Annotated in this window: 23 protein-coding genes and 1 tRNA gene; 18 read left to right on the top strand and 6 right to left on the bottom strand. The window is 45.0% G+C overall.

Going from position 1 to position 24398, the window contains the following annotated elements; all coding sequences use genetic code 11:
• The first annotated feature begins 7 nt into the window (after positions 1-7).
• The 4 genes from Q7U10_04240 to Q7U10_04225 are packed head-to-tail and all read left to right on the top strand — an operon-like array spanning position 8 to position 4375.
• On the top strand, positions 8-472 hold the full coding sequence (locus Q7U10_04240; GenBank protein ID MDO8281820.1) for a hypothetical protein: 465 nt from the start codon (positions 8-10) through the stop codon (positions 470-472).
• Positions 469-2904 carry an ATP-binding protein gene (locus Q7U10_04235; GenBank protein MDO8281819.1) on the top strand — a complete coding sequence of 812 codons (2436 nt, stop codon included), beginning with the start codon at positions 469-471 and terminating at the stop codon, positions 2902-2904. Before Q7U10_04240 ends, Q7U10_04235 begins: the two co-directional genes overlap by 4 nt.
• Positions 2904-3272, top strand: coding sequence for a response regulator (locus Q7U10_04230; protein MDO8281818.1), 369 nt, complete (start codon positions 2904-2906; stop codon positions 3270-3272). Before Q7U10_04235 ends, Q7U10_04230 begins: the two co-directional genes overlap by 1 nt.
• Before the next feature lie 2 nt (positions 3273-3274).
• Complete coding sequence (locus Q7U10_04225) at positions 3275-4375, top strand: response regulator (GenBank protein MDO8281817.1); 1101 nt, start codon at positions 3275-3277, stop codon at positions 4373-4375.
• A gap of 109 nt (positions 4376-4484) precedes the next feature.
• Here the strand turns inward: Q7U10_04225 and Q7U10_04220 are convergent, their stop codons facing one another.
• From Q7U10_04220 to Q7U10_04205, 4 genes are all read right to left on the bottom strand, one after another.
• The gene (locus tag Q7U10_04220) at positions 4485-5381 is read right to left on the bottom strand and encodes a hypothetical protein (protein MDO8281816.1); all 897 of its coding nucleotides are present in this window, start codon (positions 5379-5381) and stop codon (positions 4485-4487) included.
• Between the two features lie 116 nt (positions 5382-5497).
• Complete coding sequence (locus tag Q7U10_04215) at positions 5498-6331, bottom strand: DDE-type integrase/transposase/recombinase (protein ID MDO8281815.1); 834 nt, start codon at positions 6329-6331, stop codon at positions 5498-5500.
• A 327-nt stretch (positions 6332-6658) separates the two neighbouring features.
• Positions 6659-7168 carry a hypothetical protein gene (locus tag Q7U10_04210; GenBank protein ID MDO8281814.1) on the bottom strand — a complete coding sequence of 170 codons (510 nt, stop codon included), beginning with the start codon at positions 7166-7168 and terminating at the stop codon, positions 6659-6661.
• A gap of 116 nt (positions 7169-7284) precedes the next feature.
• Entirely contained in the window at positions 7285-7536 is a 252-nt protein-coding gene (locus Q7U10_04205) for a hypothetical protein (protein MDO8281813.1), read from the bottom strand.
• Between the two features lie 165 nt (positions 7537-7701).
• Between Q7U10_04205 and Q7U10_04200 the strand changes: the two genes are divergently transcribed.
• From Q7U10_04200 to Q7U10_04180, 5 genes are all read left to right on the top strand, one after another.
• On the top strand, positions 7702-8715 hold the full coding sequence (locus tag Q7U10_04200) for a 4Fe-4S dicluster domain-containing protein (protein ID MDO8281812.1): 1014 nt from the start codon (positions 7702-7704) through the stop codon (positions 8713-8715).
• Complete coding sequence (locus tag Q7U10_04195) at positions 8712-9539, top strand: FAD/NAD(P)-binding protein (GenBank protein ID MDO8281811.1); 828 nt, start codon at positions 8712-8714, stop codon at positions 9537-9539. Before Q7U10_04200 ends, Q7U10_04195 begins: the two co-directional genes overlap by 4 nt.
• 9 nt (positions 9540-9548) lie before the next feature.
• Positions 9549-10280, top strand: a complete 732-nt coding sequence (locus Q7U10_04190) for a sulfhydrogenase 1 subunit delta (protein MDO8281810.1) — start codon at positions 9549-9551, stop codon at positions 10278-10280.
• Positions 10277-11527, top strand: coding sequence for a Ni/Fe hydrogenase subunit alpha (locus tag Q7U10_04185; protein MDO8281809.1), 1251 nt, complete (start codon positions 10277-10279; stop codon positions 11525-11527). Before Q7U10_04190 ends, Q7U10_04185 begins: the two co-directional genes overlap by 4 nt.
• Before the next feature lie 61 nt (positions 11528-11588).
• Positions 11589-13487 carry an ATP-binding cassette domain-containing protein gene (locus tag Q7U10_04180; GenBank protein ID MDO8281808.1) on the top strand — a complete coding sequence of 633 codons (1899 nt, stop codon included), beginning with the start codon at positions 11589-11591 and terminating at the stop codon, positions 13485-13487.
• A gap of 242 nt (positions 13488-13729) precedes the next feature.
• On the opposite strand, the gene Q7U10_04175 is transcribed toward Q7U10_04180, so the two are convergent.
• Positions 13730-13804, bottom strand: a tRNA-Val gene (locus Q7U10_04175).
• Positions 13795-14064 carry a GIY-YIG nuclease family protein gene (locus tag Q7U10_04170; protein MDO8281807.1) on the bottom strand — a complete coding sequence of 90 codons (270 nt, stop codon included), beginning with the start codon at positions 14062-14064 and terminating at the stop codon, positions 13795-13797. The genes Q7U10_04175 and Q7U10_04170 overlap by 10 nt, the downstream gene beginning before the upstream one ends.
• 222 nt (positions 14065-14286) lie before the next feature.
• Here Q7U10_04170 and Q7U10_04165 point away from each other — a divergent pair, with 222 nt between their 5' ends.
• The 9 genes from Q7U10_04165 to Q7U10_04125 all read left to right on the top strand — a co-directional run bounded on the left by Q7U10_04165 (position 14287) and on the right by Q7U10_04125 (position 24279).
• Positions 14287-14886: a response regulator gene (locus Q7U10_04165; GenBank protein ID MDO8281806.1), complete on the top strand. Its 600-nt coding sequence runs from the start codon at positions 14287-14289 to the stop codon at positions 14884-14886.
• A complete protein-coding gene (locus tag Q7U10_04160) occupies positions 14886-16805 on the top strand; it encodes an ATP-binding protein (GenBank protein MDO8281805.1) in 1920 nt (639 codons plus the stop codon). The genes Q7U10_04165 and Q7U10_04160 overlap by 1 nt, the downstream gene beginning before the upstream one ends.
• A gap of 94 nt (positions 16806-16899) precedes the next feature.
• Complete coding sequence (locus Q7U10_04155) at positions 16900-17529, top strand: hypothetical protein (GenBank protein MDO8281804.1); 630 nt, start codon at positions 16900-16902, stop codon at positions 17527-17529.
• Between the two features lie 131 nt (positions 17530-17660).
• Positions 17661-18311: a prepilin-type N-terminal cleavage/methylation domain-containing protein gene (locus Q7U10_04150; GenBank protein MDO8281803.1), complete on the top strand. Its 651-nt coding sequence runs from the start codon at positions 17661-17663 to the stop codon at positions 18309-18311.
• A gap of 242 nt (positions 18312-18553) precedes the next feature.
• Positions 18554-19183: a prepilin-type N-terminal cleavage/methylation domain-containing protein gene (locus tag Q7U10_04145; protein ID MDO8281802.1), complete on the top strand. Its 630-nt coding sequence runs from the start codon at positions 18554-18556 to the stop codon at positions 19181-19183.
• A gap of 149 nt (positions 19184-19332) precedes the next feature.
• Entirely contained in the window at positions 19333-19986 is a 654-nt protein-coding gene (locus Q7U10_04140) for a prepilin-type N-terminal cleavage/methylation domain-containing protein (GenBank protein ID MDO8281801.1), read from the top strand.
• An 83-nt stretch (positions 19987-20069) separates the two neighbouring features.
• Complete coding sequence (locus tag Q7U10_04135) at positions 20070-20699, top strand: prepilin-type N-terminal cleavage/methylation domain-containing protein (GenBank protein MDO8281800.1); 630 nt, start codon at positions 20070-20072, stop codon at positions 20697-20699.
• Positions 20700-20717: 18 nt separating this feature from the next.
• Positions 20718-22487, top strand: coding sequence for a Wzy polymerase domain-containing protein (locus Q7U10_04130; GenBank protein ID MDO8281799.1), 1770 nt, complete (start codon positions 20718-20720; stop codon positions 22485-22487).
• Between the two features lies 1 nt (position 22488).
• A complete protein-coding gene (locus tag Q7U10_04125; GenBank protein MDO8281798.1) occupies positions 22489-24279 on the top strand; it encodes a pilin glycosylation ligase domain-containing protein in 1791 nt (596 codons plus the stop codon).
• Positions 24280-24398 lie beyond the last annotated feature (119 nt).

The raw sequence follows: 24398 nt of genomic DNA, 5'->3' as shown, positions 1-24398 counted from the left end.
TATTAATATGAGTTCATATGAAGAGTTGGAGGCATGCATTGAACTTGAGAATAAATGCGCCGGCATATACAGGGCATTAAGCAGGCTGTTCCCCGAGGCTGAAAGCCTCTTCAGAGAGCTTGCTATTGAAGAGGAGAACCATGCTCTTATTCTGAAAGTTGCCAGGACGTATGTTATGGGCGATAAACTGAGTCAGGAGACGGTTGTGCCTGTGTCTGTGCTCCATATTAAAGAGAGTCTGAAAATTGCCGATAATATTGCAAATGAAATTGAATCCGGAGACATAATACTGAAAAAGGCATTGGATATGTCGTTATTGCTGGAGAGATCCCTTGGTGAAAGCTATCTGCATGATAAAATGACAGGAGAGTCGGATTCAGAGATCATATTGAAACTTCAGAAGTTGCACTTTGATGAGGGTGCGCATATTAAAAGAATTCAGGATTTTTTAATTAAAAAGGGAATTGAATGATTTTTAACAAGATGAAATTCGGGCTTAAAGCAAAGACCATTCTCGGGCTGGGGACGCTCCTGACATTTGCCCTCCTCATTATGGGAGGGACAACCTACTATCAGGGAATGACCCTTGCAGTTAATGAATTGTTAGAATCAACCGGAAAGAATATTGAAAAAGATGCAATGGAGATCGAGCATTTTGTAAAAAGTTCAAAGGATGACCTGATGGTCATTTCAGCAACTCCGCCTGTACAGGGGATCATCAGGGCAAGGGATAATGACGGGATAGACCCGCTTACAGGAGATAAGACTGAACATTGGTATGCGCGCCTCGAACTGATATTCGGTGCATTTCTGAAATATCATCCTGAATATTTCCAGCTTCGCTATCTTGACGAAAAAGGCAACGAGATCATACGCGCCGACCTGGTCGGCGACACAATAAAGATAATCCCACGGAAAGAGCTTCAGAACAAGGCGCAATATCTCTATTTCGCTGAGACCATGAAGCTCAGGCAGAACGAGGTCTATTATTCAGATGTCAACCTGAATCGCGAAGAAGGTGTGATACAAATACCCCATACCTCTGTCTTCAGGATAGCAACCCCGGTTTATGATGCGCAAAAAAGGGTGAGGGGTGTTGTGGTCATCAATGTATTTGCCGAAGCCATCTTCTCAAATATCAGGACAGCAGCCGGCGAGGCAAGAAAATATGTCATCAACCAGGATGGCGCTTTCCTCGTCCACCCTGACAGGTCAAAGGAGTTTGGATTTGATCTTGGCTTTGACTATACAGTTAAGAACGTGATGCATGAATCTTTAGATGAGATGAAGTCTCTGGACAGTCTTACTAAGTATCATAAAGAGGACCACCATGTGGACGGCTTTAAAAAGATATTCTTTGATCCGATGAACAAGAGCCGCTACTGGGCAATAATCTATGAAATCCCTGAAGCAGCGGCATTAAAGAATATCTATCTTGCGAGAAATACGATGTTTTTCGTCGGCTTTCTCATCATCGTTTTTTCGCTGATAATAATCACATGGATTGCAACAAGAAGGATAGTCGCGCCGATACTGAAATTATCTGAAGCCGTGAACAAAATAGAAAAGGGCGACCTTGCTGCGCGGGTGGAGGAATACGGCAGAAGCGATGAGATTGGAGATCTTGGTTTGTCTATCAACAAGATGGCGAGCGAGATGGAAAGATATATTTCAGAACTTCAACGGCTGAAAAACCAGCATGGCCTGATCCTGAACTGTGCAGGCGATGGGATCTATGGGGTGGACCTGCAGGGCAACTGCACATTTATCAATGCAACTGCTGAAAAAATGTTAGGATGGGATGCAGGAGAACTCTTCGGGAAACATATACACTCTTTAGTTCACTATCGAAAGCCTGACGGGACCGATTATCCTGCGGAAGAATGTCCTATTTATGCGGCATCTAAAGACGGCGCCACGCACCATGTTGATAATGATCTGTTCTGGAGAAAGGACGGCTCCGGTTTTCCTGTTGATTATACCAGCACCCCGGTCACAGAGGAAGGCAGGCTTGTCGGCGCTGTTGTGGTATTCAGGGACATCACTGAGCGCAAAAAACTTGAAGAAGAGCGTAGATCCTATGCGGCAATTCTTGAAGATAAGGTAAAGGAGAGGACGTCAGAGCTCGAACTGGCGAGGCAGGCTGCAGAGTCGGCAAACCAGGCAAAGTCCGATTTCCTCGCGAATATGTCCCATGAACTTCGCACGCCGCTTAATTCGATCATAGGATTTTCAGAGGTGATGATAGACGGCATTGCCGGCCCTCTGACAGAGAAGCAGAAAGAATTCTCCACTGATATCAAAGATAGCGGCAGCCATCTCCTCAGTCTGATAAATGACATTCTTGATCTCTCGAAGGTAGAGGCAGGCAAGATGGGACTTGAGCCTTCTGCATTCGACTTAAGGGCATTAATTGAAAGAAGCCTTGTGATGTTCAAGGAAAAAGCTATGAAGCATGGCATAAAGATGACATCAGATATTGATGAGAATATTGGGAATATCACAGCAGATGAAAGGAAGATAAAACAGGTGATATTTAATTTGCTGAGCAACGCGATGAAGTTTACGCCGGACGGGGGAAGCGTGCATGTCTCTGCCCGGCGGATAGAGGACACCCCCCTCAGTCCCCCCTTACTAAGGGGGGAAGTTAAGGGGGGTCGGGAGTTAATAGAAATCTCCGTCACCGACACAGGCATAGGCATCGCCCCTGAAGACATGGGAAAGCTCTTTCAGCCGTTTCAGCAGATTGAAACATCTTATACAAAGAAATACGCAGGCACAGGACTGGGGCTGAGCCTTTGCAAACAGTTTGTTGAGCTTCACGGCGGGAGGATATGGGCTGAGAGCGAAATAGGGAAGGGAAGCAGGTTTATATTTACCCTTCCCCTGACCGGAGGGAAGTGATGAAAAAGATCCTTATAGTTGATGATAACGAAAAAAACCGTAAACTCTTAAAGGTTATCATTGAGAGCCACGGGTATGAAACAGTTGAGGCTGATAATGGTAAAGAGGGTGTCCGGCTTGCAAGAGAGAGTAAACCTCTTCTCATTTTGATGGATATCCAGATGCCGGTAATGGACGGGATCGAGGCCGCAAAGATACTTAAGTCAGAAGCTGAGACAGCCGGTATTCCGGTGATTGCCGTAACGTCATATGCGATGAAAGGCGACAGGGAAAAATTTCTTGCGACAGGCATTAACGACTATATAGCCAAACCCATAGATGTAAATGAGGTTATTTCAATCATTGATAAATATTCACATGGAGAATAAATATGACTGAAAAGAAAAGCCGTAAGATACTGATCGTTGATGATGAAGCCAGGAATGTGAAACTTCTTGACACTCTCTGCGAACATCTCGGCTATGAGACATTGACTGCCGGAAATGGTGAGGAAGGTGTTGCAATGGCGTTAAAGCATATGCCTGACCTGATCCTCATGGACATAATGATGCCTGTGATGAACGGGTTTGAAGCAACTGAAAAGCTCAAGGCCGATGATCTTACCAAACATATCCCGATAATAATCGTGACAGCTCTTGATTCCAGAGAGGACAGACTGACCGGCATATCAAAAGGCGCAAATGATTTTCTGACAAAACCGATCGATTCAGAGGAAGTGGCTTTGCGCGTCAGGAACAATCTTGAGATAAAGCAATACCATGACTTTCTGAAAGAGCATAATATTATTCTTGAAGCGCAGGTTGCGGAAAGGACAAAGGAGCTGTCAGAGGCCTTTGCGAGCCTTGGGAAGGCGCACAAGAAGATAGAGTCCAGCTACATAGAGTCTGTGCAGCGGCTTACTATTGCCGCTGAGTACAAGGATGACGAAACAGGAGCGCATATCAGAAGGGTGGGGTACTATACAAAGCTGGTCGCTGAAAAGATGGGTATGGATAAGGATTTTACAGAGAATATCTTTTATGCCGCGCCTATGCATGACATCGGAAAGGTCGGCATACCTGATGCTATTCTTTTGAAACCGGGCAAGCATACCGGGGCTGAATGGAAGATCATGAAGAACCATACAGTGATCGGCTCAAATATTCTCAAAGGCGCGGAATCGCCCTTTCTCAACATGGGCGCGGAGATAGCCATCTCTCACCACGAGCGGTGGAGCGGAGGAGGATACCCCAATGACCTGAAAGGGGATAATATCCCGTTGTCCGGCAGGATAATGAATATTGCTGACCAGTATGACGCGCTCAGGAGCAGGCGTCCTTACAAACCTGCTTTTGACCATAGGAAAACAATTGAAATAATAACCATAGGCGACGGCAGGACGATGCCGGAACACTTTGACCCTGATCTCATGGAGGCTTTCAAGAAACTGACTGATGACTTTAATGAAATATTTGAGATACATCAGGATTGATGGGGTTTCGGTAACTATGCTTTTTTATACACTGCCCAACATTGAGCGGTTACAAATAAAAAAGACCGGCAGGATATTTGCCCTGCCGGCCTTTTTGTCAAATAATCAATTACTCCCCTTGATTACACCTTGCATCCCACCTTGGATCCACCTGCTCAAAGCAATAAATATGATAATCGTAATCACAATCATCCCAGCTGTAATCAGTCCACTCATACGAAGTATAATATGAAAGACCATACACGGCTTCGTTATTATCGCTTGTCCAGTCATTACAGAATTCCGATGCATCACCAAAACTGCCGGCAGGATAGCCAGCGGTGTCTGTCCCTGTCCAGACGTCATTGCTTTGTGCCTCAGCATATTGATTGAGCCAGATCGAATTGTCTAACTGTCCGTCGGTAAGGTCATACCAGTCGTAAGCAATTATTGTTTCGGTGTCAGTTAATACATAGTTCTGGTCTGAATGGTCCCAGGAATCTGCAGGGCTGTAGCCTCTGCTTGTTGACAGCCATGCCTTGTATGTTCCGCTACGCCCTGCATCATCAGCAAGTTCCTGGCATGTTTGGTCAGCGCCGGTTATACCGTTCAGGTCACCGTAGTAGGAGTTGCTTGAAACAAAGACCGTGAGATCTTTATTGCAGTCTACGCAGGTAATAGCAGTTATGAGATCATCAGCCTGTTGAAGCAGGCCATCTCCTTCCTCTCCGCCAATATCATTTGTTTTCATATACTTCTGAATGTACATCTTTAACTGCTCAACATATCTAATGGCATAGTTTTCTGACCTAATGTCTCCTTGCTGAGCGCCCGGAACCTTCTTTTCACAACTGTCCAACTGGCCATTCAGGCGGGTTCTGATGGTACGGCTGCCAACCCCGTTGCTAATGTCACCTTTCATATTCGCAATGATCTGATAAGGGTCATCGCACGCAGAAGCTGCAGGAGTGATAAGCATGGCTAAGGAGAAGCAGAAGATAAGAGCTAAGAATACTTTCTTGTACATATTACACCTCCATTTTATTTAATTTACTTCCATAAGGAAATATCATTATATCGAGTTATTGGAATTATGCTTCAATCTCTTAGTCTTGTCAAGGATTTTCTTATTCAGGTAGTGGGTCAGTTTAAATTTAACAAATTTAAAATATCTTCAATCTCCCATAATTTATTAGTAACACCAGCTGCCATAGCAGGAGTAACCCTTAATGTCTGATGTATTCTGCAAAAGTTGTAGTGCATAAAATGTAAGGCTAACGCATAATGCAGGTTGTCTATCTTCTTTGAAAATGCGTTTGTAAGACGTGTAAACCGCCTCATACTCATGCGTATAGTTAAGTTCTGACGCTCAACATAGCTTGTTGAAACATCCTTAATATCAGGGCTACCATTAACTTTCACTTTCTTTGCTCCGATACATTTAGCAGGGCTATATTTGCTATCCTTTTCTATTCTTTCAACGCCATAAAGCTTTACTATCTGGCTGAAATCTACTTCTGAGCCAAAGGCTTCTTCTACCGCTTCAACATATGCCTTGTGTCCATCTGTAGTAAGCTGAACTCTATTTTTAAGCCTACTGGCTAAGTCATTCATAAAGACCTTTGCAGACTCAAGATCACGTGTTCCTATAAAGAATGATGGAACAAGCTTTGAATCAGCACAAATGGCTGTCCATGTCCATACATCACCATATCCAAACTGCCCTTTCTTATCCTCTGGCACGTTCTTTTCTTTTGAATAGCAGAATGACCATATTTCATCGCATTGCAGACGTTTACATTCAAGGTTGCGTAAATGCTCATGCTGATATTCAGCACAGACCGTTCCTATATCGGCTAACAGCTTCAATACTGTGCCTTTGGCTGTGCCTGTCATTCTACAAGTTGCACGGATAGAGTTGCCCTCTACTAAGGCTGATATTATTTGCTTCTGTTTATCTGGCTTCAATCTGTTCATACCTATATTATACTTGACCGCTCAAGCATTGTCAAGGGTAAAATTATATATTGTTAAAATAAATATGAGGGGACATTTTATAGCCCCCTCATATCTTGAAACATGAAACTACCTAAGAAGAACCACCTTTCGCTTAGGCTTAGGCAAGCGTATTGGATGCCTAATTTTTATGTCTTTTTTATGAGACATAACTCTCCTATCGAGTGCTATTGAGTGTTCTCCTTGAGTTTAAGGCGGAATTGTGGTAAGCTATGGATGCTTGGTCACATAGTTTACTTTAGCCTCAGAGAATCACTATTAATGGACAGTTTACAAGACTGTCCGTTTTTAGTTTAATAAGCTTTTCATTTTGCTTTCCTCTTTTAATTTAAATTCATGCTTAAACTTACTCTTATCTACTTCAATAGACCCAGCAGCTACCAATTTACGCAATGTGTTGTCTACTATCGTTCGATAATTAGGTGACTCGCCCTTGTAGCCACCCCTAAGCAAAATATCTGCTATTTCTGATCCAGTAAATCTTCTTTGAACTTCAGCTTTAAAGATTTTCATTACAGCCATTTTTAATGTCATCCCGGTATAACTCACATTGGATATAGTATTGTTTTGCGCTGAGGTTTCAGTTTTCTTAGTTAAAACAGATTTATCAGCCCCTAATTTTTGCCTGAAAACGTGCATAAAATAAGTCAATTCCTTTACTTCATCAAGAGCATTTTGTTGTTCCTCAGTCTTTTCTTTAATAACCTCTTCACATTTTGCTATTACAACTTTGAGTTTTTGAAGTTCTTCTTCCCATTCAGCTTCTTTCTCAACTAAATCAAATGTTCTGTTAGTCACAATCCCACCTCCTTGTATATCAGTTTGTTGATTATGTTATATCTCAAAGATATAACTACAATACCATAAATATAGAAATGTTGCAACAAGGTTGGAGTTGGGGTGGGGTTTGAGAATTATTTCTTAGCCCAGCGAGTCTTAGCAGCCTTCTGTGCGATCTCTTTACGCTTCTTAGCAGTTAGGCTCTCTGCCCTTGCCTTACCGCCTTTGAGTCCGCCAAGTCTGCCAAGCGCAACAGCAGCAGGGTTCTTTTCTCTCATGGGTTCTTCTGTTACTTGTGATACGATGGATTTAGCGAGGATGTTAATATCGGCTGGTTTTCTTTTCTTCTTTTCCATGCTTCTATGATAGCATGAACGGTCAAGCATGACAAGATGCTGATTATTTCAAAATGACCCACTACCCTTATTCATCTGCATCCTTCTTGATTTATCCTGAAACTAATATAAAATAAGTTTAGATGCCGCAGGTTATATTCCATGCCGTTCTTCTTGGAATTATCTTATGAACGGCTGAAAGGCGATTGTTGATTTATGCTGTTTTTTACTTTAAAAAAAGATAGGTTGCCGGAGTTTCTCGATGCTGTTGATAAGCGTTACAAGCTTATAGTGCCCGAGCAGAAAGGGGAAAAAACATATACGTTCAGGCAATATACGGAGTTTTCAAAGGTAAGTCTTGAATTTATCCGCACCATCATCCCGCCAAAAAAGTTAATCTTCCCGCCAGTGGAGAAGCTCTTCTCTGTAGATAAAGAGTGCAGAATAGATGCATCTCATGAAGATGAGCAGTTCAGCGTTATCTTCGGGCTTCATCCCTGCGACCTTCACGGTATTGAGATCTTGGACAAGGCGTTTTCATACGGCGGACGGGATACATCTTACTGGCGGCGGCGGGATAAGGTTGGATTCATAGGGCTAAGCTGCCTGCCTGATAAATACTGCCTCTGCAAATCAATGCATACCGATTTCATAGAGAGCGTTTATGACATCTTTCTCTATACTCTTGATGATGTTTATATGGTAAGCGTGCGCACTGCTCTCGGGGATGACATGCTCAGGCTCTCTCCCGGCTTATTTAATAAACCAACCAAAGAAGAGATTCTTGAATACAAGGAAAGGATACAGATAAGAGACTCGATGTTCACGCGCATAATGGATACGACCAATCTCGCTGACCTTCTCACGCTTGAGTATAAAAATGATATATGGGAAGAATACAGCAAGAGATGCCTCTTCTGCGGAAGCTGCGTAATGGTCTGCCCGACATGCCAGTGCTTTGATGTCTATGACTCTCCTGATGTTATCGCAGGAAACAGCTGCAGGATAAGGAGATGGGATGCCTGCATGCGCAAGGATTACGCGCTTGTAACAGGCGGGCACAATTTCCGCGGCACAAGGCCTGAGAGGTTCAGGTTCAGGTATCTGCATAAAGAGACAGGGTTCGGCGAGATGCACGGGAAGGCCTCATGCACAGGATGCGGACGCTGCAGCGAGACCTGTCCGGCAGGCATAGACATGGTCGAGGTTGTAAGGAGGATACGCGAATGAGCCTTATACCTGTGATAGCGAGGCTTGAAGAGAAGAGGGCGCTTGATCATAATCACAGCCTCTTCAGATTCATATTTAAAGAAGAGCAGATGCGGGAGAAATTTCACTTTCAGCCGGGGCAGTTTGTAATGCTCAGCATATTCGGTGTTGGAGAAGCTCCGATATCGATTACCTCTGGGCCTGATGAAAAGGGTTTCATAGACCTGTGCGTGAGAAAGGCTGGCAGGGTCACCACCGCTCTGTACAGCCTTGAAGAGAATGGCAAGGTTGGTATCCGAGGGCCTTTTGGCAATGGATATCCGGTAGATAAAATGAGAGGCGGCAACCTGCTTATAGTTGCAGGAGGCCTCGGCATAGCTCCGCTAAGGTCTTTGATACGTTATGTGCTGTGGAGGAGAGAAGCTTTTAAAGAGGTTGCTATTGTCTATGGTACGAAGAATCCGGCAAGCCTGCTCTTTAACGAAGAGATGCGTGAACTGGTCTTAAGAAGAGACATAAAATGCCTGCTCACTGTTGACAGCGCGCAGGATAATGAATCATGGAAAGGGCATGTGGGTTCCGTGACAGATTTAATCGATATGACAGGTATGCCGCTCATGGATACTTCTGTCGCAGTCTGCGGGCCGCCCGGTTTTTATAAATATGTTCTTGAAAAACTTCTCAGCCTCGGCTGTTCAAAGGGGAAAATTTATATGTCTCTTGAGAGAAGGATGGAGTGCGGAGAGGGCAAGTGCGGGCATTGCGTCATAGGGCATAAGTACACCTGCATCGACGGGCCGATATTTACATATTGGGATGCGATAAATCTTCCGGAGATATTTTAGGCAAATCATATGGGAAAACCAAAGGCAGGCTTTTATTCGCTTACATCATGCTCAGGCGACATACTTGAGATAACAAATCTCGGCGAGGATATTCTTAAACTATTTGACCTTGTAGAGGTTGTGCATCTGAATGTTGCAATGCCGTCAACAGGCAAAGACCCTGATATAGCCTTTGTTGAAGGGGCTGTGACATCTATGGAGGATGAGGAATTTCTCAAAGCCCTCCGCAAAAAGGTTAAACAGCTTGTTGGAATAGGCACATGCGCTTGCACAGGCGGTGTGATAGCGCGCGGGCCTGAAGATAGAAGGAACTGGTTAACTGATGTCTATCCTGAATCAGGTGCAGGTTTTGATATAACCTTCCCAAGGCCGCTGAAGGATATTGTCACTGTGGACTTCTCCATTCCCGGATGCCCAATCGAGAAGAAGTATCTTCTCCACTGCCTCGGGTATCTGCTTAAAGGCGTTCTGCCTGAGGTGCCTGCATACTCGGTCTGCATGGAGTGCAAGATGAAGGGCAATGAGTGCCTTTTGAGATACAGAAGTTCGGCATGTCTCGGCCCTGTTACTAAAGCAGGATGCGGTGCGAGGCAGCCTTCTCTCGGCAGGCCGTGCGACGGATGTTTCGGCTTTTATGATGATGCAAACAAGGAATCACTCATTGAGATATTCAGGGAGATGGGCTTGAGTGAAGATGAGATAAAGAAGAGGTTTGACCTTTTTCTGGAGCGAGGGCTATGAGCGAAGAATTGATAGCCAGGATCGAAGGCCACGCAAACATAAAGATCAATGTAAAAGGCCGAAAGCTCGAGTCTATAAAGCTTGATGTGCTCACTCCGCCGAGATTGTTTGAGAAGCTGATAGTCGGCAGGCACTTCAATGATGTGCCGACGATAGTCTCAAGGATATGCTCAATATGCGCGGCATCCCACAGGGTGGTCTCAGTCATAGCGATAGAGTCTGCCTTCGGAGTAAAGGTCCGTGAAGAGGCAAAACTCCTCAGAGAGCTTTTACTTCACGGCGAGTCGCTTCAGAGCCACGGGCTTCATCTCTTTATGCTCGCTCTGCCTGACTATTATGGCAAGAACTCTTTTGTAGAATTAGCCACAGATATGCCTGAGACCGTCTCTCTCGGGTTTAAGATCAAGGGGCTTGGGAATGAGATACAGCAGGCTGTGGGCGGCCGCGCGATCCACCAGATAATTCCAATAGTCGGCGGCATGAGCGCTGTGCCGTCGCGTGAAGATCTCAAGGCAATAAAAGATAAGGCCGAACCTCTGATAGAGGCTGTAGCTGAATTTCTCAAACAGATCCCTCCAATGAAGTCATCATCACTTGTGCAGGTTAAGAATTGGGTTTCACTTGCAGGTAATTCCGGAAGCGATGTATTAATAAACGCTACAGAGCTGACGGGAATTGAGGAATTCTGGCAGAGGATAAATGAATCATCACTGCCTCCTTCATATACGAAACATACGCTCCTTGAGAATGAACCTTTCATGGTCGGCCCGCTTGCGAGGATGCTGAATTTACCTTCTCTTCCAACAGGGCGTACAGCTGATCTCATTGAGAGGCTTGGAGTGGCCAAAGACAGGTCGGTTTATATGAACAACCTCGCGCGCGGTCTTGAGATAGTGATCTTTCTGGAGGAAGTGACAGCCATTATCAATAAATTATTAGAGATGAACATTCCTGAAGATGGAGGAATACTTGTTGATGTCATTCCGCAGGCAAGTAAGGGAGTCGCTGCTATCGAGGCGCCGAGAGGGCTGTTGCTTCACTCTTATACCTTTGACAGTAATGGCTATGTCACAGCAGGTGATATAGTCACGCCAACAGCGCTTAATCTCGCGGAGATGGAGCGGGGGCTTGGCATAATGGCAGAGGCGCTCCTGAAAGAGAAGGCGGATATAATACCTGAGCTTGAGACGCTGATACGCGCTTACGATCCCTGCATATCCTGTTCTGTGCATGTTGTGAACCTCTGAATTCCCAATCTTCGTTTCCGTTATAATAAACCCTACAAAATATTTCTCTTTGAGGTGATATGTGGCATTGGTCAGTCTACAGGATGTAAAACTCTCTTTCGGCGGCCCGGAACTGCTCGACGGGGTGACGCTTCAGATAAGCGGCAATGAGCGGGTCTGTCTTGTCGGAAGGAACGGGGCAGGCAAGTCCACGCTCATGAAGATCATCACCGGCGAGATAACACCTGACGCGGGCGGGGTCATATACGAACAGGGTGTGAGGATAGCCTCACTTTCTCAGGAAGTGCCGAAGGAACTGTCTGGAACGGTATTCGACGTTGTTTCAGCAGGGCTCGGCAATATGGTCGAGCTGCTTTCAGAATACCATTCAATAAGCGTGAAGCTCGCGCATGGCGGAGATGCAGGCTTGATGGCAGAGTTCGAACGTGTCCAGCACCTGATAGAGTCTGCAGGCGGATGGCAGATACAGCAGAGGGTAGAGACCGTGATCTCCCGCCTCAGGCTTGACCCTGATGCTCAGGTGTCTGAGCTCTCAGGCGGTAATAAAAGGCGAGTGCTGCTTGCACGCGCGCTTGTTAATGAGCCGGATCTGCTCCTCCTTGATGAGCCGACAAACCATCTCGACATAACCTCTATTGCATGGCTTGAGGAATTTCTCATCGGCTTCCGCGGCTCCATACTCTTCATAACGCATGACCGCAGGTTTCTCCAGACACTTGCAACACGTATCATTGAACTGGACCGGGGGCGGGTCACGGATTGGCCCGGCGATTATGCAACATATCTCAGAAGAAGGCAGGCAGAGCTTGATGCAGAGGCAACGCACAATGCGCTCTTTGATAAAAAGCTTTCGCAGGAAGAGGCGTGGATACGGCAGGGTGTCAAGGCAAGGCGCACGCGCAACGAAGGACGCGTGAGGGTCTTGAAGGATATGAGAAACGCGCGCAGCGCAAGGCGTGAAGAGGTTGGCAGTGCTGCGATGAGCCTTAACGAAGCTGAACGGTCCGGCAAGCGGGTCTTTCAGGCAATGCGCATAGGGCATATATACGAAGGCGTTCCTGTGATAAATGATTTTTCCGCGAGCATCATACGCGGGGACAAGGTCGGCATCATCGGCCCCAACGGTTCCGGCAAGACCACGCTTCTCCGAATACTGCTCGGCGAGATGAAGCCGCACAGCGGTTCTGTGCGCAGGGGGACGAATCTCAATGTCGCTTATTTTGACCAGCATCGCGCCCAGCTTGATGATGAGAGTTCTGTTATGCAGAATGTGTCAGAGGGAAGCGACCATGTTATGGTCAACGGCAAGTCTAAGCACATAATCAGCTATCTTGGCGATTTCCTATTCCCGCCGGAGAGGGCGCGCTCGCAGGTGAAGTATCTCTCAGGAGGAGAACGCAACCGCGCGCTCCTTGCGAAGCTCTTTACAAAACCCTCAAATGTATTGGTGATGGACGAGCCTACCAATGATCTTGACACAGACACATTGGAACTTCTTGAGGAGATGCTGATGGAGTATGAGGGCACGGTCCTTATCGTGAGCCACGACAGGGAATTCCTCAATAATATCGCAACGAGCACAATAGTCTTTGAAGGCGATGGAAGGGTTGAAGAATATGTTGGCGGCTATGACGATTGGCTGAGACAGCGCAAACTCTCAACTCCTGAACAAAAGGAAAAATCCGCAAAGCAGGGGAAGTCCCGTCAGAAGCAGGAGCGTCCGCGTGTAATGACATTCAAGGAGAAGAAGGAACTCGAGGAATTACCCGCGCAGATAGAATCTTTGGAAACAGAACGTGTCAAGCTATATGAATCACTCGCTGATCCTGAATTCTACAAACAGAACGGAAACAGGATACCTGAGATAAATGCGCGGATAGAAGAGATCGAGGAAGAGATAGCTGAAGCGTATAAGCGCTGGGAAATCCTGGAAGCGGTCTTGAAGTCTGTATCTGTTTAGGCTGTAATTATGCTGGGCGATGTCCCGAGGTATCGGGACGGCCTCTGCTTGCAATGAAGGAAAAAGATGGTGGGCGATGTCCCGAGGTATCGGGACGGCCTCTGCGTGCAATGAAGGGAAAGTAAATGGTGGGCGATGTCCCGAGGTATCGGGACGGCCTCTGCTTGCGAAAAGGAAAAAGATGGTGGGCGATGTCCCGAGGTATCGGGACGGCCTCTGCCGTGCAATGAAGGAAAAGTAAATGGTGGGCGATGTAGGTTTCGAACCTACGGCCTCTGCCGTGTGAAGGCAGCGCTCTCCCCCTGAGCTAATCGCCCTGCGGTTGTCTTTCGGGTAAGTTGTATATCAGTTCATTTATGTATTTACGGCTTTTCATCTTCTTTATTTGTATCTCTCTGATAATAGCTTCACTTCGAGTTTTGTAAGATTCATGATACACCATTTGCCAGGGCCTTTTTGCTTTTGTTGATTTTGTATACCCATTATTATGTCGAAGTACTCTTTCCTGAATATTTTGGCACTGTCCGGTGTAGAACGAGCCATCTACTTCACTTTTGAGGATGTAAATGTAAAACATATGCTTTTATGTCACGACCTTCCCGACGCGTCGGGGAGCTAATCGCCCTGCAGTATGTTTGCCGAATCGGTTAATTAAGATTATTCTATCTTAGAACCAACTATTAATTAAATCAAATCCATTTAACACATCTCTTGTTCATTTTTATATTATTGAAAATTACGGCCTCACAATGTAAAATTATGAAACTTTATTTCATTTCATTTGCCAGAGGTTATTATTATGTCTGTAAAGATCTTAATTGTTGATGATGATGTTGCTCTTGCTACACAGCTCAAATGGTTTTTGCCGAAAAAATATGTGTCTGTACTTGCGCATACTGCTGAAGATGCCCTCGCCTTTTTCCGGGATAATAATATTGATATAGTCCTGCTGGACCTTGGGCTTCCCCCATATGAGAATACTCCTGAGGTAGGCCTCAAACTTTTGAATGATATGCTTGCTGAGAAGCCCGGAATGAAGATAGTTGTTCTGACAGGCCAGAAGGAGAGGAATGTTGCGGTAAAGGCGATATCCCAGGGTGCGTTCGATTATCTCATGAAACCGGTTGGAGAGGGCAAGCTTGTGGACTCTCTGAAAAGAGCCGAGTTTTTTGCTGATATACAGACTGATATACCGGCTGAAGAAAAGTCGATCAAGATAAACCCGCAGAGCCTCAATGAGGGCTTCGAGACCCTTAAAGAGGACATGAAGAAGCATATCATCCAAGAAGCCCTGGAGAATACGGGAAACAATGTATCAAAGACCGCCAAGCTTCTCGGCCTCAGAAGGACATCCGTCTATTACTATATCAATAAGTATAATCTGAGAACCAAGGATTAATGAAACTCCTCATCCTGTTTACGATCGCCTGCGCAGTCGGCCTGATTTCGCTGATCATAACACGGACTTACAGGAAGAACAGGGCTGCAATAATTTTTTTCACCGCTGATATCGCTCTTCTTATTGTTATCTATTACTTCATGATCAATCTGTATTATATCTTTGCATATCTTGCGCTGCTCTTTCTCTTCCTCTTTATACTCTCAATTATGAGGGTCACATCAAAAAACAGGTCTTTTTTGGTAAAGGATTCTTTGCTCTCTCCGGATACGAGGCGCTCCAGTTACTCATCAGTCCGCGAAGGGATAAATTCTGTTATCAAATATGCGTCTTTCGGGCATTTGGCTTTATCTTCTATTCTCGTATCTGTCTTTATGCTGCCTGAGATATATCACTCTATTGCCATTACTGCGGGAGTCGGAATTGCGTTTTTCTCTCTGATCAACCTCAGTCTGGTCCGCCAGAGAAAGAATCTGCTGGTGTATGACAAGGTCTTTCTTCATGTGCTGTATATCAAGGTCATCGCCCTTGCATTGTCTATGAACCCGTTCTTTCTCTGGAACTATTCTTATATCTCTCCTTTGTCTTCGCTTCTTGTTATAGCCGCCGGTTACGGGGTGCTTTTAAAAGGGGAACTTTTTATCTTCAGGGTCAGGGCATCCGCGGATATGTTATGGAAGGCCCTGCTTCTCATCAGCCTTATTATCTACGGCGTTATCCTTGTTTATCTTGACCGCTACTCCCCGCAGGATGCATTCCTGTTTTATGTCAGGATATTCCTGGTATCTGCATTCATTATAATTTCAGGCGCGCTATTTTTCAGCCGGGAGGCAAGGCTTAAGGTCAAGTTCTTTCTCTTACGCCACTTATATGTCAGCAGATATAATCTCCCTGAGATACTTACCAGAATATTCTCCCTGCACCAGAAGAGCAATGAAAGCATGAACTTTTTTATTAGAGAGGTGATGAATTACTTCTTTGAGAGCTATCCATTTTCCTGTATAACATTCACGTTTTCAGCTGGAGACAATAATATTGAAGAAAAGATAGGCGAGAATGGTCAGGGGAGCTTTCCTCTCAGGTTTGCTGATGAGACAAGCGACGCAAAGATCCAGTTAGTTTTTTACAGCAAAGTGATCTTTGATGAAGACGACAGGATGAATCTCAGGCTTATTGCTGAACTTATATTCCGGATGACATATGACATGCACCTGACCCGCAGCAAAGTCTTCAGGGAGAAGCTGGAGATAGCCGAGAGGCTTAAGCTCTTTCTCATACACGACCTGAAGAACATATGCCATACGCTGAATATGCTTGAGAAGAACATATCAAGGGTGCAGCCCTCGGAGGCTGAGGAGTTTCTGAATGATTTCCGCCACACCGTGCCCCATCTGGTAAAAAGGGCTGAGAAGATACTGAATACCATCGGGATATTGAGAGAGGGAAACAACCCTACTATATTTTCATTGAAAGAGGTAATTGATGAGATCCTCAAGCTCTTTCATAAAAAACATATCTTCATTACAAGGTTTGACGGTAATGACAGGATATATGCCGACAGGGCGGCAGTAATGGTCGCTATTGAGAATATCCTTAGGAACGCGCATGACAAATCTTTTGAGGCAGACCAGCTTGAGATAAGCATACAAGGCGGCATTGTTGATGAGAACTATGTCCTTACAATATGTGATAACGGCATTCCTATGCCGGAAGAGGTTGCCGCAAGGATATTTGAACCTTTCTTTACGACCAAGAAAGGCGGCATAGGGGTAGGGCTTTATCAGACAAAAGAGTTTATAGTCTCACAGCACGGCACCGTGGATGTTCAAAACTCGCCGTCAGGCGTATGTTTTATTATAAAGCTCCCTGTCGGCCAGCATGATCTTTTCCATTCACATGTAAATAATTTAGACAGTTGACCTGAGCCGATACATCGTATATCATCTTCTTAACCCTATTGTTTTATATAAACTCGGAGTATTCTCAGCTATTCCACCATTAAGGTTATCTCAAATGATATGTAGCAGGAACAGGAAAGAATCAGGGTTTAGCATAATATTTCTTGTTATTTCGATTACAGTGGTATGTCTTGCCATCTTTGCTTTCTGTGCCGGCGGCAAGTTCCTGGCTGATATGCATGCAAAGAATGTTGTGCAATGGTGCAGGAAATGGGAGTCAGCCGAGCTTGCCTATTATTTTAAGCGCGATAAACTTGCCGGTGATAAAAACGGCAACGGCATTATCGCTGATGAAGGCAATCCTGACTCACCTGTAATGGAGCTTATAGGGTCCAAAGTTATCTCTGAATCCATGAAGAAGATCGAGGAAGGAGATTCCACATTTTATATAACTATAGGATTCAACACCATTAAAAACAGGAAGAAGAATGTATTTGTCATATGCCCTTCTGCAAAATGTGATAGGACACTTAACAAGGACGAGGCTGCAATGATGGAAAAAATAGACAAGATAATGGATGGAGATGCTATCGCTTCAGAGGGAAATTTAAAGGGAGCCGCAGGTGTTACCCTTGTGTCTGAGGGAGCCGCAGTGACAGATGTCAGGGAGGAGATGACATCAGCAGACTGGAAAGGAGAATCATTCGTAGGAGCTGTTTATTATTTTGAAGATTCCGGCAAGTGATCTCTCCATACCAATAACCCATTGTTTTATTTGCATAAGTTATTTGTTTAATTCTTAGACAGTTGACGGATTGGATCATACATTATATAACTAATGTACTTCGGCGTTATCTTAACCATAAGGAAAATAAAATGTTAACCATACTGAAACTGAATAAAAAACAGGGATTTTCACTGGTTGAGCTTTCAATAGTCCTGGTGATAATAGGCCTGCTTATCGCTGCGCTTGTCAAGGGAAAGGCTGTGCTTGAGAATGCGAGGATCAAGAGGGTCATAGGAGATGTCGAGACTATCGTTTCTGCCTATAATACTTACTATGACCTCTATAGCGCTTATCCGGGAGATGACAAGTTTGCAAGCGGAAGATGGTCCACTCTTGTTACGCTCACTGATACTGTAAATGCTGGGAACGCTCTGATCGGCGGAACATTATGTAACACAGGCCCTGCTGATGGAACTGAGTGCAACGAGGCGTGGCAGGAATTAAGGGCGGCGCTTATGGTGCAGGGTGATCCGCTTGCTACAGGTGCGTCTGCTCTGCCTACTCATACGCTTGGCGGAATCATCTGGCTATGGAATAGTGCGGATGACGGAATCGCTGCAACTGATTTCGGCATAAGCGGGGTCAGAAATTATATAGGTGTTACAAACTTAAGAAGCGAGGTTGCTGAAGTAATAGATAACAAGTTTGATGACGGTATTTATAATTCAGGCAGTGTCCGAGGCAGTGCTGATTACAGCCTGGATCCCGAAACGATAGTAGAGATATATTATGCGTTATAGGCTCGCGGGAGAGATGGAGAGCTTATTCTGTTTTAGAGTTAGACATGTAGAAATCTTAGTCAGTTGACAGGTCAGCGTACTTGTTTTAAAGTTAAGTCAGGTGAGGATTTAAAATTTCTACAAAGGAGGGATTGAGAGGCTTACCGGTTATAATTTGACTTACAAACTTTAACAACCATGAAACCATAAAGGGCATGGAAAATCAAAAAGGAGGAGCAAAGAACATGAAAACATTTCAGAAGATGAGAGAGCAAAAAGGCTTCACACTGATCGAACTTGCGATCGTCCTTGTTATCATCGGCATCATCATCGGCGCCGTATTAAAGGGACAGGATCTTATCGAATCAGCGCGTATCAAGAGGTTTGACAACTCAATGAGAGAGTGGGAGACCGCTGTATGGACGTATGTTGACAGAAAAGGCACATTCCCCGGCGATACTGATGGTAACGGTATTATCGGCGACATCGGAACAGAAAATTCAGCAGCTGATTACATAAGGGATGCAGGTTTCATAAATGAGCCTGATGCAAACCCTGTCACGATCGGCAGTTTGAATTTCTATGTACAGTTCGGCAATGACGGAGATCTAACTGCTCCAAAGAACGTCATGGCGATCTGCGGGAGTGCTGACTGTACTACAGACGCACTTACTGCCGATCTCATTAAATATGTTGAGTCGTTTGACACTGTCATTGACGGTGTATCTAACGGCGCAAATGGAAGCGTGGTCTGTGCTGATACTATTACTACTGTTCCGGCTGCCACAGGCGGTGACGAATATATGGTAACAGATGTAAATGGCGGAGCCAACTTCACAGTTTGCGGTGCTGCCTCTCACGGTTTAGTCTATTTCTTTGACAGAGGTAATTGATCAGTTTAAGAAGTTTGCATGAAGTCTAAATGATAGGGAGGGCGATAAACCGCCCTCCCTATTTATATTTATAGAAATAGCTTGATTTATTTTATTTCTAATGTATAATCTATAATTATTCAATAGATACACTTGGATCTGTCAATATTATGAAGATACTGAAAGAAGAAAAAGGCTTCACACTTATAGAGCTTGCCATAGTCCTTATAATTATCGGCATAATTATAAGCATCGTGCTAAAGGGTCAGGACATAGTGGAGTCCTCCCGAATGAAGAAGTTTGAGACTGAAGTGAGGCACTGGAAGACATCAGCCTGGTATTTCATGGACAGAAAGGGCATATTCCCCGGTGATCAAGACAGAAACGGCATTATAGGTGATGAGGCAACCGCATTGCGCGTACCAGGGTCAACAGTCATACAGGGCGCGAATCTCATAAACCCTCCAAAGGAGAACCCGGTTAAGACCGGCAGCCTGCAGTTCTGGATCTACTGGGGATATAATGGCTCTGAACCAAAGAGAAATGTGATGGTCATCTGTGCAAACAATGATTGTACAGTTCCATTTGAGGACGACCATGGCGCAGGGAACTTGAAGTATGTTGAGTTTATTGATACGGTTACTGACGGCACGATAGACGGAACTAAAGGTTTTGCAAGGGCTGCATCTGTTCCACCTATACTGGATCCTCTTGGCGGGGACAGTAATGACAGGACCGTCATAGCTGTTACTGACCCCGGCAGCGCCTGGGCTACAGGCGTGACAAAGGCGTTGGTCTTTTATGTAGACAAGGGTGTGATTTAATTAATACATTAGTTTAATATATGCTATTTTAATAGGGGCGATGGATCGCCCCTATTTTTTTGATATTTTTAAAAGGACAAAAGATGAAAGACCAAAAGGGATTCGGGCTGGTCGAGCTTGCGATAGTCATTGCGATCACAGTTATCCTCTCATTTTCCCTGCTAAAGGGATGTGAGATGATAGAAGATGCCAAGCTTAAGAAGTTTGAGAAGGGCATTCTTAAATGGAGAGAGAGCGCAAAAGATTACTACAATATTAAAGGCCTGCTTCCGGGTGATACGAATTCGAATCTTATAATAGGAGATGAAGAATCCCCGTCACCGGGAACTGTATTGATACAGCAGGCGGATTTCATCAACAACCCTCCGTCAAACCCGATGGCGGTCGGCAGTCTCAGGTTCTGGGTCTATTACGGCAATGACGGCAATACCGGCAATACCGGCAGGCCTAGAAACATACTTGTTATATGCGCTGATAATGCCTGTACAAAAACCTTTGCCAGCAATGAGCTGAAGTATGTTCAGTCATTTGATACGGTGATAGACGGCGAAGCAGACGGCAAAGCCGGTGAGGTAAAGGCCCTGTCTTCCATCACTGTCAATGGCTCAGGAGATAACAGGGTCGTCACCCATCTGGAGTTTGGCGATGTAGTTGAGTGGGCATCAAACAAAAGCGTGGCGCTCGTATACTATTTTAAGGGCCGTTCAAAATAGTTAAAGTCTGTTACCGGCATGAATAAAGACACCTTTAAAAATCTCTGCCTCCTGATATTATATTTTCTCTTCCTGATCGTCATGCATGTCAATATCAGGAACCTCGGCGGTTCTGTTGTTAATCCGGTCGCTTATTTTGTATGGATGGCGGTCTCAGCTGTTGTGCTTCTCTCTTTGATGCAGGCCTTTTTTCAGGACGGCTGTATTATTGCAGCTCCTAAAATAACGGCCTATATCCTGCTCTTCGCAGCTCTCCTTATTTTGCCGATAATATTCAATCCGATAACTGACAGCCACTCTTTTATCTTTAAGAACATGGGACTGGCAGCCGGCCTGATATTCTTTATCTCTTTGCATCAGTTTAAATTCTCTGATGAGCAGAAGGAGAAACTTCTTTATGTGATATTTGTGTCGGGATTCATCGAGGCATGCATCGGATTGGCCCAGTATCTCGCTCCAGAAGCAAGGATACCGATGCTGGCATTTTCAGCATCAGGTGTTATCTTTGGCAATTTCCAGCACCAGAATGTGCTTGCCTCTTTTCTGGCCACTTCAATTGTTATATCTCTCTATGCTCTGACAGGGCCTTTGTTCCGCGGAGCAGGCAGATGGGCTAAAGCAGGCTTTTTCATTGCAGTTGCAGTCATATCTTTTGTCCTCTTTATTACAGGGTCCAGGGCAGGGCTGATAGGGTCACTGCTCGGGTGCGCAACACTCTTTATAACGAGGTACAGGCTCTTCAAGGCGGCACCTCTCTATCTTTTAATATGGGCGCTCGCAGTGACAGCAGGTCTGGGCCTTAATCTTTCTTCTGAGAGATATCTTTTTCAAAAAGAGCGCGGGGTATTCTCAGCCGCAGAGAAACTTCAAACCGCGTCAGAGAGTTTCATGAAAGAAAAAGGGGGCGACCCGAGAATGCTGATGTACAGGGCCTCTCTTGAGATGATAAAAGACAGGCCGATTATAGGGCACGGGCCGGGCGGTTTCAAGAGCAAATATGTATTTTTCAGGCGGCAGCTTGCTGAAAAGATGGACAGCCGCCCAAGCCTGAATACATTTACATATTATCCGCACAGCGAAACACTCTTTGTTCTCATAGAATCAGGCCTGGCAGGAGGCCTCGGACTGATAATTCTATCCGCGGCATTTTTGATATATATATTCAGGCTTGGCAGGGAGAGGGGCGGCTTGTACGCTTCTCTTTTATTGCCGCTAACTTTTCACTCTCAGGTTGAGTTTCCGTTCTATCAATCTGCTGTTCATTGGGTGCTCTTTCTCTTTTTATGCTTTCTTGTATCTTCTCACTTTGTACGTGAAATTAATTTCAAGATTGAACACCGGCTGCGTATTGCGCTGCTAACCGCATCTGTATGCGTCTTTATACTTACAAACCTCTTTCTGGTAAGGACGCTGAGCGCCAATATCAAACTGACCGAGTATTACCGGCTTTTGACCTCAGAAGGGGTGAGCCGCATGAAGCTTGCTGAACCTGCGCTGAATAATCTGTATCTCGGCCAGTCCGCCCAGAGGATGCTGATGGACTTCGGGCTTGGGATGGCGCTCAATAAGGATAATAAGAAATTCCTGAATGAGTTTGTCGGTTGGGCTGAGGAGGAGAGAACCAGCTTCCCGCACTTTATGCTTTATGAAGGAGAGGCGAGGGCCTTGTTCGCGCTCGAAAAAAGGCATGAGGCATTCAAACTCCTTGATGAGGGACTGAGCCTTTATCCTGATAATGAGGCATTATTAAATGCAAAGAAAGAATTGGCGCTAAAGAGCGGGCTTTAATATGATAAAGAATATTTATTTATGGATACTCGGGCTTTTATTTCTTGTGGTTTCACATATAGCCATCAAGAACTTCGGCGGCTCGCTTGTCCTGCCTGTGGCATATTTTGTCTGGATAACGCTGTCAGGGATTGTGCTTCTTTCAGTGATACAAATATTCAATGAATGGAAGATATCGCTTCCGCACACTTCCTTATATATACTTATCTTCCTCTTATTACTGCTTCCTGCCGCTTTGTTCAACCATATAATATCCAGCCATGTATTTATATTTGAGACAGTTGGGCTCATTGGCGGGATAATATTTTTTATGTCCCTGCATCAGTTTGAGCTTACGGATGAGGAGAGGGAGAGGTTCTTATATGTGATATTCATCTCCGGCATGATAGAGGCGCTGATAAGTTTGTTTCAGTATTTTAACCCTGACACAGGAATCTTTTTGATCGTCATCCCTGCGTCAAAAAAGGTATTCGGCAATTTCCAGCACCAGAACCTTCTCGCCTCTTATCTTGCGACATCTGTTGTTATATCGCTTTATCTTTTAACCGGGGGAATATTCAAGGGGTTTAGCAAATGGCTCAAGGCTATTTTTTATCTTACTGTGCTGCTCATGTGCTTTGTTATTTTCCTCACAGGCTCAAGGGCAGGGGTGATAGAGACAGGAGCCGGAGCGCTTATCCTTTTATGGGCGAGGTATGGGCGTTACAGAGAGAAGGCTCTTTACCCTGCCATATGGCTTTTGATGATATGCGTGGGGATATCCGGCAGTGTGGCGGTTGAGAAGTATTACTACAAAAGGGATTCTGCGCTCAGCTCTGTGGGGCAGAAGATCGGGATGACGATGGAGAGCGTGGCAAGCGATGAGGTCACGGACTCAAGGGTGCCGATGTACCTTACGGCTATCAGCATGATAAAGGATAAGCCTTTAGAAGGACACGGGCCAGGCAGCTTCGGCAGTAAGTTCATGCATTACCGAAGCAGGCTTGCCAAAGAACATCCGGAATATCCATATGAAGCGGTCTTTATGTCACATCCGCATAACGAATTTTTATACAGGACTGCTGAGTCAGGCCTCATGGGCGGGGCCGGGCTGCTGATTGTTGGAATTGGATTTATCGTATGCCTTGTAAAGCTTGGAAGAGAGCGGGGCGGAGTATATGCGGCATTTTTATTTCCGATAGCATTTGATACTCAGGTAAGTTATTCACTTTACCAGTCCATGCCGCATTGGGCTCTTTTCCTTTTCCTGCTATATCTGCCGTCTTCATATTTCATAAAAGAGGTCAGGATGAAACCCGTGAGCTTGTTAAAGACAGGCGCGCTGGCTGCTTCTGCTACATTCTTTGTTGTCATAACCTACCTCTCAATAACAACCCTGAATGCTCAGATAGCTATGAAAAAATATCAGGATCATCTTTTAAAGGAAAATATCATAAGGACCGAGTTATTAATGCCGTCTCTCAATAATATCTATCTCAGGCAGATAGGCGTCAGGCTTCTGATGGATGCAAAGCTGAGGGCCGGGCTTATGAGGGGCGACAGAGCGCTGCTTGAGGAGTTTGTAGAGTTCTCCAGAGAAGAGCGGAAGGTATACCCGCATTCTGTGCTGTATGTAAGGGAGGCAAGGGCGCTCTTTGACCTCCGCAGAAAAGATGAGGCATACAGGCTTCTTGAGGAAGGACTGAGTCTTTATCCGGGCAGAGCTGATCTGAAAGCTACAAAAAAAGAGTTTCTTCTTGAAGATGCTAAAGTGATGATACAGAGAATGATGGATAAGGGTAAGATGAAATGACATCAGTTAATTCTTATTCACCAATTACTGCCGCTGCCTGATGACGGAATTCAGGGATATTTAATGTTACAGACAACCCCTCACTCAAACCGTTACCTGGTTTTTTTATTATCAATCAT

The organism is Thermodesulfovibrionia bacterium, assembly GCA_030646035.1.
In the GTDB taxonomy this organism is placed as follows: domain Bacteria; phylum Nitrospirota; class Thermodesulfovibrionia; order UBA6902; family UBA6902; genus JACQZG01.
This window is presented reverse-complemented; position numbering and strand designations above follow the sequence as displayed.

Coding starts and splice junctions, on each gene's coding strand:
- Q7U10_04240 (MDO8281820.1), top strand. CDS start 8: ATGAGTTCATATGAAGAGTTGGAGGCATGCATTGAACTTGAGAATAAA.
- Q7U10_04235 (MDO8281819.1), top strand. CDS start 469: ATGATTTTTAACAAGATGAAATTCGGGCTTAAAGCAAAGACCATTCTC.
- Q7U10_04230 (MDO8281818.1), top strand. CDS start 2,904: ATGAAAAAGATCCTTATAGTTGATGATAACGAAAAAAACCGTAAACTC.
- Q7U10_04225 (MDO8281817.1), top strand. CDS start 3,275: ATGACTGAAAAGAAAAGCCGTAAGATACTGATCGTTGATGATGAAGCC.
- Q7U10_04220 (MDO8281816.1), bottom strand. CDS start 5,381: ATGTACAAGAAAGTATTCTTAGCTCTTATCTTCTGCTTCTCCTTAGCC.
- Q7U10_04215 (MDO8281815.1), bottom strand. CDS start 6,331: ATGAACAGATTGAAGCCAGATAAACAGAAGCAAATAATATCAGCCTTA.
- Q7U10_04205 (MDO8281813.1), bottom strand. CDS start 7,536: ATGCTTGACCGTTCATGCTATCATAGAAGCATGGAAAAGAAGAAAAGA.
- Q7U10_04200 (MDO8281812.1), top strand. CDS start 7,702: ATGCTGTTTTTTACTTTAAAAAAAGATAGGTTGCCGGAGTTTCTCGAT.
- Q7U10_04195 (MDO8281811.1), top strand. CDS start 8,712: ATGAGCCTTATACCTGTGATAGCGAGGCTTGAAGAGAAGAGGGCGCTT.
- Q7U10_04190 (MDO8281810.1), top strand. CDS start 9,549: ATGGGAAAACCAAAGGCAGGCTTTTATTCGCTTACATCATGCTCAGGC.
- Q7U10_04185 (MDO8281809.1), top strand. CDS start 10,277: ATGAGCGAAGAATTGATAGCCAGGATCGAAGGCCACGCAAACATAAAG.
- Q7U10_04170 (MDO8281807.1), bottom strand. CDS start 14,064: ATGTTTTACATTTACATCCTCAAAAGTGAAGTAGATGGCTCGTTCTAC.
- Q7U10_04165 (MDO8281806.1), top strand. CDS start 14,287: ATGTCTGTAAAGATCTTAATTGTTGATGATGATGTTGCTCTTGCTACA.
- Q7U10_04160 (MDO8281805.1), top strand. CDS start 14,886: ATGAAACTCCTCATCCTGTTTACGATCGCCTGCGCAGTCGGCCTGATT.
- Q7U10_04155 (MDO8281804.1), top strand. CDS start 16,900: ATGATATGTAGCAGGAACAGGAAAGAATCAGGGTTTAGCATAATATTT.
- Q7U10_04150 (MDO8281803.1), top strand. CDS start 17,661: ATGTTAACCATACTGAAACTGAATAAAAAACAGGGATTTTCACTGGTT.
- Q7U10_04145 (MDO8281802.1), top strand. CDS start 18,554: ATGAGAGAGCAAAAAGGCTTCACACTGATCGAACTTGCGATCGTCCTT.
- Q7U10_04140 (MDO8281801.1), top strand. CDS start 19,333: ATGAAGATACTGAAAGAAGAAAAAGGCTTCACACTTATAGAGCTTGCC.
- Q7U10_04135 (MDO8281800.1), top strand. CDS start 20,070: ATGAAAGACCAAAAGGGATTCGGGCTGGTCGAGCTTGCGATAGTCATT.
- Q7U10_04130 (MDO8281799.1), top strand. CDS start 20,718: ATGAATAAAGACACCTTTAAAAATCTCTGCCTCCTGATATTATATTTT.
- Q7U10_04125 (MDO8281798.1), top strand. CDS start 22,489: ATGATAAAGAATATTTATTTATGGATACTCGGGCTTTTATTTCTTGTG.